At 43.4% G+C, this 14,674-nt stretch carries 10 protein-coding genes and 1 pseudogene; 3 read left to right on the top strand and 8 right to left on the bottom strand.

Going from position 1 to position 14,674, the window contains the following annotated elements; genetic code table 11:
• Positions 1-5 precede the first annotated feature (5 nt).
• Positions 6-707 (bottom strand): XRE family transcriptional regulator, encoded by a 702-nt coding sequence (locus tag HGO23_RS07920; RefSeq protein WP_209028491.1) that lies wholly within the window; start codon positions 705-707, stop codon positions 6-8.
• 366 nt (positions 708-1,073) lie between these two features.
• On the opposite strand from HGO23_RS07920, the pseudogene HGO23_RS07915 reads away from it, so the two are divergent.
• A pseudogene (locus tag HGO23_RS07915) lies at positions 1,074-1,716 on the top strand (IS5 family transposase); the annotation flags it as partial.
• A gap of 445 nt (positions 1,717-2,161) precedes the next feature.
• Positions 2,162-3,307, top strand: a complete 1,146-nt coding sequence (gene tyrP, locus HGO23_RS07910) for a tyrosine transporter TyrP (protein WP_339353681.1) — start codon at positions 2,162-2,164, stop codon at positions 3,305-3,307.
• A gap of 54 nt (positions 3,308-3,361) precedes the next feature.
• Here tyrP and HGO23_RS07905 read toward each other — a convergent pair whose 3' ends face one another.
• From HGO23_RS07905 to HGO23_RS07875, 7 genes are all read right to left on the bottom strand, one after another.
• The gene (locus HGO23_RS07905; protein WP_099135719.1) at positions 3,362-3,904 is read right to left on the bottom strand and encodes a YfaZ family outer membrane protein; all 543 of its coding nucleotides are present in this window, start codon (positions 3,902-3,904) and stop codon (positions 3,362-3,364) included.
• A 108-nt stretch (positions 3,905-4,012) separates the two neighbouring features.
• Positions 4,013-5,434, bottom strand: a complete 1,422-nt coding sequence (gene menE, locus HGO23_RS07900) for an o-succinylbenzoate--CoA ligase (RefSeq protein WP_209028490.1) — start codon at positions 5,432-5,434, stop codon at positions 4,013-4,015.
• Positions 5,425-6,420 (bottom strand): o-succinylbenzoate synthase, encoded by a 996-nt coding sequence (gene menC, locus HGO23_RS07895; RefSeq protein WP_209028489.1) that lies wholly within the window; start codon positions 6,418-6,420, stop codon positions 5,425-5,427. The genes menE and menC overlap by 10 nt, the downstream gene beginning before the upstream one ends.
• The gene (gene menB, locus HGO23_RS07890; RefSeq protein WP_209028488.1) at positions 6,420-7,277 is read right to left on the bottom strand and encodes a 1,4-dihydroxy-2-naphthoyl-CoA synthase; all 858 of its coding nucleotides are present in this window, start codon (positions 7,275-7,277) and stop codon (positions 6,420-6,422) included. Before menB ends, menC begins: the two co-directional genes overlap by 1 nt.
• 12 nt (positions 7,278-7,289) lie before the next feature.
• Positions 7,290-8,126, bottom strand: a complete 837-nt coding sequence (gene menH / locus HGO23_RS07885; protein WP_209028487.1) for a 2-succinyl-6-hydroxy-2,4-cyclohexadiene-1-carboxylate synthase — start codon at positions 8,124-8,126, stop codon at positions 7,290-7,292.
• Positions 8,123-9,847, bottom strand: coding sequence for a 2-succinyl-5-enolpyruvyl-6-hydroxy-3-cyclohexene-1-carboxylic-acid synthase (menD, locus tag HGO23_RS07880; protein ID WP_209028486.1), 1,725 nt, complete (start codon positions 9,845-9,847; stop codon positions 8,123-8,125). The genes menH and menD overlap by 4 nt, the downstream gene beginning before the upstream one ends.
• Before the next feature lie 129 nt (positions 9,848-9,976).
• Positions 9,977-11,347 (bottom strand): isochorismate synthase, encoded by a 1,371-nt coding sequence (locus HGO23_RS07875; RefSeq protein WP_244967951.1) that lies wholly within the window; start codon positions 11,345-11,347, stop codon positions 9,977-9,979.
• Between the two features lie 818 nt (positions 11,348-12,165).
• Between HGO23_RS07875 and pgaA the strand changes: the two genes are divergently transcribed.
• Complete coding sequence (gene pgaA / locus HGO23_RS07870; protein ID WP_209028484.1) at positions 12,166-14,667, top strand: poly-beta-1,6 N-acetyl-D-glucosamine export porin PgaA; 2,502 nt, start codon at positions 12,166-12,168, stop codon at positions 14,665-14,667.
• The last annotated feature ends 7 nt before the right edge of the window (positions 14,668-14,674 follow it).

Raw genomic sequence — 14,674 nt, 5'->3', positions numbered from 1 at the left:
TAACCTTAATAATCTAAAACAGAATACCAGAACATTCTTCCAATGATGATTACCTGAGCTTCATCTGCAACCTCATCTTCGTATTCATCACGGTTGTAGCTTCTGATAAGTATTTTTCCTCTCGGGCGTCTATAAAGACACTTAAGGCGCTTTAATCCATCCTGTTCAATTGCATACACCTTTCCATCAATAATTTTTTTATTAGAGATATCGATTGCTATTACTGTTCCATCTGGAATAATTGGCTCCATACTATCGCCTTTAGCTGGAAAACAAGCAATTGTAGAACCATCCGTTGGGGCACCTATCCGCCGCAATGTTGATTTAGAAAATCGCAATTTATATCCGTTATAATCCACATCAATACACCGACCAGCACCGCATGCGAATTCAATATCTTTTAAAAATGGCACCTCCACCTCGTCGTTGTCTAACGGCGTGCTACTATCCCATGGAGCAACGGTTGTCCACTCGTTCTCTGGCGGAACTTGGCTCGTATCCTTTCTTAATGCTTTGCCAAACAAAAGCCAATTCACATCAACATCAAGGATAGATGCTAATGCTGTCAATCTTGACTTTCTCGGCTCTGTGCTTGATTCCCACTGTTGTACAGACTGTGGAGTGACACCAAGCCTATCTGCCAGTTCAGCTTGAGTTAATTTTTTTGCAAGTCGAGCTTGCTTGATTCTTTCATGCATCGTTTTCATACCTCAAATATACAAGCGACACTTTTATTTTCATAGCAAGCAAAACTCTATTTTTTAAAGTTTATCTTGTATTTTATTTAGTAACCATCAGTGAAAAAGGGAAATTCATATGAGTGTATTGGAAGCAACGATTAGAAAAGCTGGAGGTGTTCCAGCGCTAGCTAGAATGCTAAATGTTAGAGATCAAGCTATTCGGTAATGGATTAAAAAAGGGTACATCCCTCCGGCGAGATATACGCAAATCCATGAGCAGCTTGGTATCCCTTTAACTGAATTAGGGCGTGTTGACGTTTGAACGAGGGGATTTGAATGGCATGATAATTTGGTATCCTTATTTTCGCCAAAAAACTCGTAACCAGAACTATCATGCCACGACCCATGTTATCAGACCCTGTGTGGGATAAGCCATTTGTATTCATGCAACAAAATCGGCTTGTCTACCATAAAAAAACGCATCGCCTAATTCTGGCAGGTATCCTTTTTCGAATGAGAACCGGGAGCCCTTGGCGGGAACTGCCTGTTGAATATGGGAAATGGAATACCGTTTTTAAGCGTTTTAATGCGGGGTCAAGCAAAGGTGTTTTTGATTCATTATTCAAAGAATTAGCTAAAGATTCTGATACTGAATGGTTGTTCATTGATGGCAGTATTTTCCGTGCTCATCAGCACAGTTCAGGCGCGGCTTCAAAGGAGAATGAAGCGATTGGGAAAAGCCGGGGAGGACTCGACTAAAATCCATTTGGCCGTAGACAGTTATGGTTTGCCTGTTCATTTTGAATTATCCGAGGGCAAACTCCGACATTGTGCATGCAAAAAGTTTGGTGGTGCAATCCCGCCCCCGGGCTTTGTCATCGCTGACAAGGGGTATGATAGTCAGGCATTCAGAAATTATATCGAAGAACAAGGGGCAACGGCGGTTATTCCCTACCGAAAAAATAACCGAAACTCGGATAAAAAGAGGGATAAGGGTTTATATCGTTATCGTCATTTAGTCGAAAATGCGTTATCTGGCTACCCATGTGGGGCGAATAAATGATGAATACAAAACGTCAACACGCCCTAATAACACTGGCATCTCAGAGCCAATTATTTTCTCAATAGGAGTTGAGCTATCGACCAAACACATAGAGCAATAGCAACCTGATTATGACAAGTTAAGGTGAGAATTGCCTTTGAAATTCATTTTCCCTCCCAAATACTATCCTCTTTCATCCAAATCATGCGCTCACAAATAACGATAAGAAATTATCCATTTTCATTGTTTTCTTTCCACTGGCATATAATGTAATTATTTATTTACACTGTATGTACTATAAATTTGACAGCCATAAATCAATCCTTTACCCTGCCTGTCTTATAACTATTTTTCCAACATATTCAGAGACGAGGATCGCGTGAAGAATCGCACTATTGGCAGTATTTTTATCGTCGCCGGGACAACGATTGGAGCCGGGATGCTGGCAATGCCATTGGCTGCGGCAGGTGTAGGTTTTGGAACAACACTAGCCATGTTAATCACTTTATGGACATTGATGAGTTACACTGCACTTCTGCTGGTAGAAGTTTATCAACATAATCAAGCCAATACAGGCTTGAGTACCATTGCCAAACGCTATCTGGGGATCGGCGGACAGGTATTAACGGGTTTCAGTATGTTATTTCTGATGTATGCCCTGACAACAGCCTATATCAGTGGCGCAGGTGAATTACTGGCTGCCAGCCTTTCCGCTTGGATGGATAAAACAATTACTGTCTCTACCGGGATCATCGTGTTTACGATAGTTGCCGGAGGTGTAGTCTGTATCAGCACACAATCCGTTGATTTAATTAATCGCCTACTGTTTACCGCCAAAATCATTTTTCTGATAGTCGTACTCGGTGTGATGATGCCTCATGTTGATAAAATCAACTTGATATCTATGCCAATAGAAAAAGGGCTGGTACTGTCTGCTATTCCGGTGATTTTTACTTCGTTCGGGTTTCACGGAAGTGTGCCAAGTATTGTTTCCTATATGAAAGGAGATACAAATAAGCTACGGAAGATATTTATCATCGGTAGTGCTATCCCGTTGGGCGCTTACATCCTGTGGCAATTGGTTACTCTTGGAGCCATTTCTTCCAATACCTTTGTCGGTATTCTTGCACAACAATCTGGTTTGAACGGTTTACTGCAAGCAGTCAGAGAAGTTGTTGCCTCACCAAAAGTAGAACTTGCTGTCCACCTGTTTGCTGACCTTGCACTGGCAACATCATTCCTTGGGGTCTCACTCGGTCTGTTTGATTATCTTGCTGACTTGCTAAAACGCCGTAACCACGCCAGAGGACGTTTGCAAACTGGTTTGATGACTTTTATTCCCCCCATGCTTTGCGCCCTGTTCTACCCTAACTTTGTTATGGCGCTGACATTCGCTGCTGTTGCTCTGTCTATTCTGGCACTGTTGCTTCCTTGCCTGCTGGTTTGGCGCAGCCGTGAAGAAAATCAGGGTGGATACCGTGTTAAAGGCGGCAAATCAGCATTGATATTGGTTTTCCTTTGTGGCCTTGCTGTAATTGCCATTCAGATTGGGATTGTCACAGGTATGCTGCCAGAAGTGGGGTAAATCATTATCCGCATCTTTAATGATGCGGATCGGATAACCCTAATTTAGAATATGTTAGAAACTCGCACCCACTCCGATGTAAAAACCGTCTGACACTTTATTGTTGCGGTTTCCATTTTTTCCTTTCAAATCAATAACCCGATAACCAGCATTAATGGTTATTGGTTTAAATAGAGTGTAACGAGCTCCGCCTGCTGCCTCAGTATAAGAATCAATGCCAGAAGTTAAACCCGATGGAGCACCATAAGCCTCACCGTATAGTGACAAAGAAGGCATTACTTCCCAACTGAGACCAACACCACCAGCCAATGCAGCACCATCTTTCCCCACTTTTGGTGACAAGTAGAGAGCCTTACCACCAACACTTGCTGTTATCGGACCAATCGGCAAAGCAAAAGCAGCCCCCAAGCTCCCTAACTGACCATTATGATCACTGCGAGTCCAATTTCCATTGAGGGACAAACCCGCATTTTTATCACCAATCCCCGCAGATGTGCTGGTATAGTGTTTTCCTGCTTCTACATTCACAGAAATTGCGTTTGCAGTACCCGCCACAAAAAGCAAACTGGCCGCACTGACAGCAATAAAACCTTTCATATATCTCTCTCTTCTCAATCAGTAATTATGTAGTTGCTAATATTCGTGAGCCATTTTACTGGAATCCAATAAACACTATAGATTATGAATGTAATAAACTATTTAGATTCACCAAGATATGTAAGCACTATATTGTTTCAGCACCCATTCTTTGACCTGTTGACGCGAAGTTTTTATCCCGCCATTTTTCAAATGTTCCGGTAACAAATAACAAGCTACAGGTCGTTGGAATGTAGCAAGTTTATCGGAAAGCCAATTAATAAGTGTTTTTGTAAGTTGAGGATCGTTTGTTTCGATCACTGCAACAGGCCGATGCCCAAATTCAGTATCAGGCACTGGAACAACAAAACTTTGTTGGATTTGGGGATGCAGATTAATAATACGCTCAATATTTTCCGGCTGAATACCTTCACCAGCGCTGAAAAATTGATTATCAAGGCGTCCCAAAATACACAATTCGCCCTGTTTAAAAACGCCCCGGTCACGGGTCGGAAACCAACCTTCCTCTTTGGCTAATGGTTTTAATTTCCCATCAAACCAATAACCCATAGCAATACTATCTGCCCGGATCTGTATTTCCTCATCCAACAAACGGATCTCTTTTCCCGGTAGCGGCGTTCCTACTCCCGATAAGCCATCTGCGCGTTTTGCACAGACGGTTGATGCCATTTCAGTCAAACCATAACCGCACCAACAGCTTATCCCGAGCTGCTCAGCTTGTTGAATAAGCTCCAACGGTATCATTGCCCCGCCTAATAACACATCTTTCAAAGTCAGATCGTGTTCACGAGGTTGGGAGAGCCAGCGCCACAGTTGAGTCGGTACTAATGAAGCATGCGTGCAACCCGATAGGGCTTTATCCAGAGAATACATATCTTGCAACACCAGTTCTGCACCTTTCAATAGCCAGCGCCAAAGTATTCCCTGACCAGAGACATGAAATAGTGGCAACGACAGTAACCAACGATCATCTGGCTGGAAATCTATGCGTGAAAGGATGCCCTGTGCGCTGGTAAGGTGAGCACCAATAGAATGCACCACTGCTTTGGGCAACCCGGAAGATCCTGAAGTCAGGATCATGCTGGCCGGGCGATTGATATCCCATGAAACACATTTACCTGACATGCTTTCACCTGACATAACTGTAAACTCAGCTTGCCAGTCGAGTTCAGTTGCCTGAATGATCGATAGAGGTAAATCGGTAAAATCAGCCACAAATGCCAGATTCAGGTGAGGAAGTAATTCTATCAACAACGATTCAGGAAGCTGAGGATTGAGCGGTAACGCTCTTGCACCACATTGCAGAGCAGCAAGATAACACAACAAGAGATCTGCACTGTTCTTGCCTCTTAGGATCACACCATCACCTTGTGATACCCCCTGTAGCCGGAAGTAATCTGCGATAATGTTAATTTTTGTTGCCAATTCCTGCCAGGTTACTGCTTTGTCATACAGCCAAATTGCCTGTTTTTCTGGATAACAAACCGCCCAATGATGCCATGGCCATTGATTAAACGCCACTAATGACATTCATAACTCCACATCACTTCCAGTTCTTCTAATTCCATACAAGGAATATCACTGTCTGGCCAGCAACGGACAAGTTGCGATTGAATCAGATCAAGCGTATCCAGCCCCGGTAGTGTCTCTGGTGTTAGCCAATATGCTAAACGAGCCAGTTGTGTCAGACCAAAACTGGTTTCAACACTTGAACTTATCACTGCTTCCAATCCGGCTTGATGAGCCTCGGTGACCAATTGACGACAACGAGCAATACTACCTACCAACGTTGGTTTGATGATGATAGCTGTAACACCTTCCTGAGCTTCTACCATGAAACCTGCTTCACGAACACTTTCATCCCATGCAATGGCAATACCTGTCTCACAGGCAAACGCCAGTGAGTCTTCACGGGTTTTACAAGGTTCTTCCAGGAAAGCAATGCGCTGCCGATAATCAGGATTGACATACTTCGCAAATCTATCTGCTTTCGATCGCGCCCAACTGCGGTTGGCATCCAACCTCAGTTGTAGATCGGGTACTGCTTCCAATAAGAGATTAACTAGCATGCCATCCCGTGCCGCTTCATAAAGCCCCACTTTCACCTTAGCAATTTTCCGCCCCGCTATTTTTCCCAGGCGCAAGATCACATCATCAGGATCTCCCGTACATAATGGTGCTTTGTGATAATTGGCCTCTGCGGGAAGTTCGCCCTGTAATTCAGCAAGGGCACAACTGATACCAAATGCAACAGAAGGTAATTCACTCTGCTCTGGTTCTTTATTTTGCCCTGTTTGGTTTTGGCACCAGTGTGTTAACCACTCCAGCGCAGCATGGCGGGCTTGTTCAAGCGTTTCGTGACTGAATTCCGGCAATGGGGCAATTTCTCCCCAACCATGGTTACCTCTTTCCTGCACATGCACTAAAAAACCATCACGGGTTTTCAGACGTTGGTAACGTAAAATAACACCTGCCTCCATAGGCAAGCTGTATTGATATAAGGTTGCTTTACGCATTATGGATTACGTTTAAATTTACTGAAATCAGGGTGACGTTTTTCATTGAACGCATTACGTCCTTCCTGCCCTTCCTCAGTCATATAGAACAACATGGTGGCATTTCCCGCTAACTCCTGCAAACCAGCCTGTCCATCACAATCCGCATTCAATGCAGCTTTCAGACAACGCAACGCCGTTGGGCTGTTTTCCAACATTTCACGGCACCAGCGGATTGTTTCTTTTTCCAGCTCAGCATAAGGAACAACAGTATTGACCAGCCCCATATCAAGCGCTTCCTGTGCATTGTATTGGCGGCACAGGAACCAGATTTCACGGGCTTTTTTCTGCCCCACAATCCGCGCCATATAAGATGCTCCCCAGCCACCATCAAATGAACCCACTTTGGGGCCTGTCTGACCAAAAATTGCATTGTCTGCTGCAATGGTCAGATCACACATCAGATGTAATACATGTCCTCCACCGATAGAATATCCGGCAACCATAGCAACGACTGGTTTTGGGCAGGTACGGATTTGGCGTTGAAAATCCAATACGTTCAAATGATGTGTTCCGCCTTCATCTCTATAACCACCATAATCGCCACGGATCTTCTGATCTCCTCCCGCACAGAATGCTTTTTCTCCCATCCCTGTCAGAATAATTGTGCCAATACTATCGTCATAACGGGCATCAGCCAGTGCCTGAATCATCTCTTTAACGGTCAGAGGACGGAAAGCATTACGCACTTGCGGACGATTAATGGTGATTTTGGCAATACCATCTGGAGATTTATGATAAAGAATATCTTCAAACCCGCTGGAACAATCTTGCCATTCAACCGGGGCATATAATTTTTCTTCGCTTGGATAGAGCATTATTGAACTTCCTTAACCGAAAAGTGATAAAAAATGGTTCACTGCGGCAGAAAAACCCGCAGGATTGCTGCTGTGAGCATTATGTCCAGCCTGGGGAATTATTTTTGATGGCAGTGCATATTGCTTCACTATTTCTTTAAATTTCTGATCGTGTTCACCACATAAATAAACAAAAGGCACTGCCAGTTTTTGTAAGGCAGGCACTAACCATGGCTGGTGCCCAAGTGAGGTATTTTCTAACATGCCGGCAATGCTGCTGCCTCTGTTTTGTCTGCGGAGATGAATAAAACGGAGGCGCTGTTCCGGTGACAAATCTGCAAATACAGGTTGTTGATACCAGTCAGCCAAAACTTCTAACATGGGTTCTTCACGAAAACGTTGTACCCATCGCCTGTCATGCAACAATCTGGCATCGCGCTCCTGCTGAGAAAACAGCCCCGGATTTCCCCCTTCCACCAGTATCCCTCTTAATCTTTGCTGGTTATTGTGGTTTTGAGTTGCATGATACATAGCAATCCGTCCGCCAAGTGAGTAGCCGATTAACCAATAATCATGGACCTGATGTACGAGTAAGGTTTCGTTCAGCAATTTACTCATCTCAGCAAAACCACCTGTAATCGTAATATCGGCAGAATTGCCATGACCGGGAAAGTCAATCACCAAAGAGGTATATTGGTTACAAGCGTTCACAATCGGCAGCCAGTCGTTGCCACTCCCTAGCAGTCCATGCAACCAAACCAGCCATGTGCTCTTTCTATCTACATTAACTGCTTCTACATTAACTGCTTCTACATTAACTGCTTCTACATTAACTGCTTCTGCATTGAATATCTGACAGGCCAATTTCATAGTTCAGTCACCTGTTTCAGCAACTCTTGCAGACATACTGCACCTTCGCTATCTGTCACGATTAGTTCAATGATTGTCGCTGTTTTTTGCTGCCATGCCTGCTCAACAGACTGTTTTAATTCAGACCAGTTTTGTGGCGCGCTATAATTCAAGTCAAACATGGTAGCAGCATGGTTAAAATGGATATTTTGCGGCATACAGTAAAAACGCTGGCGTGTTTCCGGCGGTGTGGGCAGTAATGAAAAAATTTGTCCGCCATTATTATTTACGATAAGCAGCACCATGGGTGAAGTGCTCTCCCGTAGTAAAGCTAAGCTATTCAAATCATAAAGTGCAGAAATATCGCCGATAATCGCTAAAGTCGGTTTACCGGTTGCCCGTTGCACCCCGACAGAAGTTGCTATTAACCCATCAATACCACTTGCACCACGATTGCTGTAAACCGGATAACCCGCAGGGAGTTGTCCTAACGCATCAATCAAACGGACAAGCAAACTATTGCCGACAAATAACTGCCCTTGCTGCGGTAATACTTGATGTAGCTGATGAGCAACCGCAGCCTCACTGAATTTTCCATCCAGTTGTGCGCTAACACAGCCGAATGCTTTTTCAGACCAAATCCACAGTTCATTCGCCCAAGAAACATTCGTCCCAAAAACCTTCGTCTCAGAAACATTAGGCATCTCTGTTTGAGCAGGGTGATCCCGTAACCAATCAGCCACATGACAGGTAAACTTGCGTCCCTGATGATTAGCAGGATCAAGCCTTCCCACAATAGGATCAATAATCCAATACTCTTCTGGCTGACATTTAGCCTGCCACTGCAATAATCTTTTTCCGGTCAGACTGGAGCCAAACTGAATAACCAACTGCCCTTTTGCCAGGATTTTCTGCGCACGGGGATGGTTCAGCCATAAATCAGCGCAAGGCAAAGGCTGACCTGTTTGAGACAACACATCTCCAATCAATGGCCAGCCTATTTCTTTCGCCCACTGTAAAACAAGTTTCCCTTCTTCGGCTCCCATTCTTCCTGCCAGTATGACACCGCGTTTTTTCCGCCAGCAATCCCAATCCGCTACTTTGGCAATAACATGTGTTACCGATTGTTTAAGCCACGGCTGGTGGCCTTGCCACCAATTCCCCAGCGTTTGCTGCCATGTCTGATATTTTTCATCGTCACCATATAAAGGCTCAGCAAAAGGGCAATTAATATGTAACCCTCCTTGCTTCAGATTTGACATCGCATTATCAATGACAGAAACCAGCCAACTGGCTGAAATATCGGTGGTCGGTCGTGGTAGAGCAAGTGTTTGAGCCGGATGTGAGGCAAAAATATCACTCTGGCGAATAGCCTGATTCGCACCACAACCAATTAATTCCGGTGGCCTGTCCGCAGTGAGAAAAACCAACCGCTCGCCGGTTAGCCCGGCCTCAATCAGGGAAGGATACAGGTTAGCCACTGCGGTTCCTGACGTCACAATAACAGCAACGGGTTCCTGACTCGCTTTGGCCAATCCCAGCGCCAGATGGCCCAGCCCTCTTTCATCAAAGTGGGTATGACATATCAGTTTACCGTTCTCTGCGGCAGCTTTCTTTACAACGGAAAGTGTCAACGGTGTGGAACGAGAACCGGGAGCGATACAGACATGACGCAAACCATGACGAGTCAGTGCTTCCAGTAAAAGTTCCGCCCAACGACGGTTCAGTGCGCTGTTTGACATAGAGTGTTCGAAAACTTATTTAAAAATAGAATGGATTATATAAGACATTCTTCACGCTTATTCTCTTAAAAACGCCTTCTTTGTCATAGCTCAAAGAAATGCCATGTAATTAACGTTATTTCCATGAACTTATTCATTTGCCAAACTACCTAACAATGAACGTAGTCCTGCGGCCTTATTCTCGATTTCTATCCATTCCTGCTCAGGATCAGAACCAGAAACAATGCCTGCCCCCGCATACAATGATAATAAATCACCATTTATATAGGCGCATCGCAACGAAACAGCAAATTCACTCTGCTCCAAACATAAATACCCCGCAGATCCGGCATACCAGCCGCGGTGAAATGGTTCATTTTCTGCCAAAAATTGTCGAGCGGCTTCTCTCGGTAAACCTGCGACGGCAGCTGTCGGTTGTAAACGGTGTAAACAATCACTGTCACATACCTGATTTAAGACACCGTGAATATGCCTGCGTAAATGTTGCACTTTACGTAAACGGATTACGTCAGGAGGAGCAACATCAATAGATTCGACTCCACCTTGCAGACGTTGACAAATATCATTCACAACAATCAAATTTTCATGTTGGTTCTTTTTATCTTCCAATAACCATTGCCCCAGTTCTTTTGCTTTTTGATCATCCTCAGAATTTTCCGTTGTTCCTGCTAATGCTTCAGTAAATACCTGTAACTGATAACGGTAATAAAGTCGTTCTGGGGTCGAAGCAAGAAAAGCCTGATTATCATTGAACGCCAGCATAAAATGATAACAACGATGGTTTACTCCACGGCTGGAAGCCATAAATTGCGCAGCTTGCAAGGGCATATTCAGCGTAAGTTCTGTTTTCCGCGCCATTACAACCTTTTCCATCTTTTTCTGGGTAATAGCATTTAATGCTTGCTTCAGCAAAATATTCCATTGTTCACTTTCAGGCATATGAGTTGCATTTAATACTGCTGCATACGATATCTGGAATGGTTGATGCGGGACAATTTGCCTAAGAAATAAGTGAATATTATCGATATCAGCCTGTCCATTAATATTCAAATATAAATGGGTTGCACCATGACAACGACGTATTTCCATTCTTGGCAAGAACAAGTAACTTTCTTCATCACCTGTATTTTTCTCGTTCTCCTGCAATTGCTCTTTATTCTGATTATTCCTGATATGGCAAACATCCGTCTTTTCCCAGGCATTTAATCCCCAAATACGCATTTGGGGAAATTGAGTGTGTTGATGTAAAAACGTCTCTGCCTTAATTGCATTACTGAAAAGACGAATTTGCCCACAGGCGGCAACTTCCTCATGCCCATCCCGGTGTTGCCAGTAAAACTGTGGATAATGGGGTTGAGCTGCCAGCCATTCCAGCCAATCAGTTTCACTGGTTGCCGGAAGTGAAAAACAGAACGACTGGATACCAACTTCGCTAACATTTTCGGTATTAAGAATTTCGCATACATCAGCGATGATATTGGCAATCTGATCCACAAACATCCCCAGTAATAACATGATAAAATGCAAAATTATACGAGTCGGCAGGAATTATTAAAGTACTTATTGTTTGTATGGTTGTTTATGTGATTGGTTTTGATCTGAGTATCTAGTGATAACTTCACCTTTTTTACTGATTAATTGCCTATTTTTATTATAAAAATCAATCATTAAACATTTTATTTAAAAAATCAGTATGATAGATGATATATCATATTATTGACACCGATAGAACTTTATTTCTAAAAATAAACAACACAAGACTAACATGCCAAACTTAGTTATCAAAAAAATGACTAATTTCATTTTATGAATTTCACTCTACTAAAACCTAAAATATAATTCTCATTCGCAAAAATGATAATAAAATCACTCGTAAAACTCAAAAGTAAGATTGAAAAAAACAAATTACTCACCGCTAATAATTACCAAAAACATCAGCAATGAAAAATATTCATACTTATAATTAACATTTTTTATTGTGGTTAATTTCATTCATAAACATTAAATTAAAAATACTATAAGAAAATTCCCAAAGAATAATTAAAAACAAAGAGTTAAATACAATGGCTTTATTTTATGTAGAAAAATAACAACAAGGTATTACTTATTAACCCCATAATAATATCAAGAAATAATATTACCTGAAGTTACGTCTCATATTTTTCATAAAATACCCATTGATATAAAGTCACACAATACGTATTATTTTGCCTCTTCTAAAATGAAGAAACAAAATGCTTTTCTTAATCAAAATCCAATTTTATTTCGTCTGATTCTGCTGTTTTTTAAATAAATAAGCAGTATAAAAAGGGGACGCCGTGTTATATCTTTATTTTAGGCCGATAGGCTTTCTTAGATATCGGTATAGACTGTTTTCATTATTTATATCACTAGGTTGCCTAATAACAACAGAGACCGCGGCAGCGGATTATGATGTATTAATTCAACAAGCCAGAAATGGTAATACCATCCCCATACTTGAATATATTCGTCAAGAAGAAAAACGGCGGAAACTCTCTCCTTCTCAGGTTGCTGATTGGTTACAGGTTGCTAGCTGGGCAGGCCGTGACAATGAAGTGATTAATCTTTGGCAACGCTATCATGATATGGAATTACCTGCCAGAGGGATCGCCGCTGTCGCACGCGCTTATCGCAATCAGCGCCAGTGGCGTCAAGCCATTCAATTATGGCACCTGGCTTCGATTCTTGAAAAACACAATCACGATATAAAAGCGGGCTTGATTATGACATTGGCAGATGCCAAACGAGACAGTGAAGCCCGTCGCTTGGCAAAAAACTTACTATCTCATCAACCCAGTGCCGCTAATTACCGTTTAATGGCCTATGTGGATCAAGCCACCGGACGCTCATGGGATGCCATGCAGATGCTCACTATCGCCCACGAACGCTTCCCCAAAGATAAAGCTACAACCCACGATTATCTGTTCAGTCTGAAAAACAATCGGGTGAATGGTCCGGCCTGGCTGCTGGAACAAAAACACACCACACAATTACAGTTATCTCCCGGCCAACAACGCAAACTGGAAGCTGACGCTGCGGCAGAGTTAGTCCGCCTTGCAATGATCCCCAACCGTAGCGAAAAAGAACGATTTAATATCGCTGACAGAGCACTTGCCCGCTATGAACATATGCTCAATCAATGGCGGGAACAACCGGGTGCCCAGCAAGACTACCGACGTGCCAGTATTGATCGCCTCGGCGCACTGCTTGCCCGTTTCCGTACTCAGGAACTCATTGAAGAGTATTTGCGCCTGCAACAACTTTCCCTGACAGAAAAAAACGTCGTTATACCGGATTACGCGCATAAATGGGCTGCCTCTGCCTATCTGAACCTTCGACAGCCCGATAAAACAAGGGATATCCTGCGTCCACTGAATTATCCAAATGGAAAATATCCAGATAAAAAAACACCAGTGCGCCATATCACACAAGAAGATGATAGTGTCCTTTTTTATGCCGATGTGGAGAGTGAACACCTTAATGAAGCTCAACAACTGGCGATGAATATCAAGCAACGTAATGCTTATATGACCAATGTTTATGGTTCTCCAATCCGTGTGCCTAACGATGACTGGTTGCAAGGGCAACAATTTTTGGCTGAATCAGCTCAATTGCATGAAGATCTTCCCGAAGCAGAAAGACGTTTTACACATTTGGCTCGTACCGCTCCCGGTAATCAGAAATTACGTATTGATCTGGCAGCCGTCTGGCTGGATCGTGGCTGGCCACGTCAGGCAGAAAGTGAACTGAAACAAGTCGAGGGTCTTGATCACCGTAATTTGTCACTGGAAATTCAGCAAGGCTATACCGCTTTAGCATTACAAGAATGGCGACAAGTCGATCTGCTGTCTGATGATGTCATCACCCGTGTCCCTGAAAATATGCTGGCCAAACGTTTTAATCGTCTGCGCAATATTCATCATATGTCAGAACTGCGTGTCAGAGTTAATCAGGGTATTGATTCGGACAATCCCACGAGTGGTAAAAGCAGTTCAAACTTTGATCTTGCCATTTATAGCCCTCCTATTAATGATAACTGGCGCCTGTTTGCTGGCGGTGCTTATAATCGTAGCCAATTCAGTGAAGGCCGTGGCTTAAACCGCGATTTACGCGGTGGTATCGAATGGCGGGTACGGGATATTTGGCTGGAAGGAGAAGTTTCTGGCCGTAATTATCGTCATGGCAATAAGGTCGGTCTGCGTTTTGCCGGATGGTATGATCTTAATGACCAATGGCGTCTGGGAGGTTCAGCAGAGCGACTGGCTCGTAATACTCCTCTGCGAGCATTAACCAATAATATCTACGCCAATGGCGGGCAACTTTATACCCGCTGGAGACACAGTGAGCGCAGTCAGTGGACAGCTCGTTTTGCTCCTTCATTTTTTTCTGATGGCAATAATCGCTTTGCATATGCTATTGACGGTATGCAACGTATCTACACGGCACCTTACCTGAAACTTGATGCCACACTGGAAATCAGTACGACACATAACAGCAAACAAAATACCCCCTACTTCAATCCAAAAAATGATTTTACCTTCCTGCCGGCATTGGAAGCCGACCACATCATGTATCGGCATTACCAAACCGTTTGGAGTCAGCAGTTCGCGGCTGGTATCGGTGAGTACTGGCAGAACGGGTATGGAAGAGGTCTGATAACGACTGTGAGTTATGGACAACGTATTAAGTGGAATGATGTTGTGGATGCAGGCGTGAGGATCACGCTGGATAAACGCCCTTATGACGGTAAACGTGAAAAAAACCTACAAGCTGCTTTTGATTTGATCTATAGGTTCTAAAGGATTT

The organism is Xenorhabdus budapestensis, from assembly GCF_017743015.1.
In the GTDB taxonomy this organism is placed as follows: Bacteria; Pseudomonadota; Gammaproteobacteria; order Enterobacterales; family Enterobacteriaceae; genus Xenorhabdus; species Xenorhabdus budapestensis.
The sequence above is the reverse complement of the archived record's forward strand: the minus strand, read 5'-3'. Positions and strand labels throughout refer to the sequence as shown.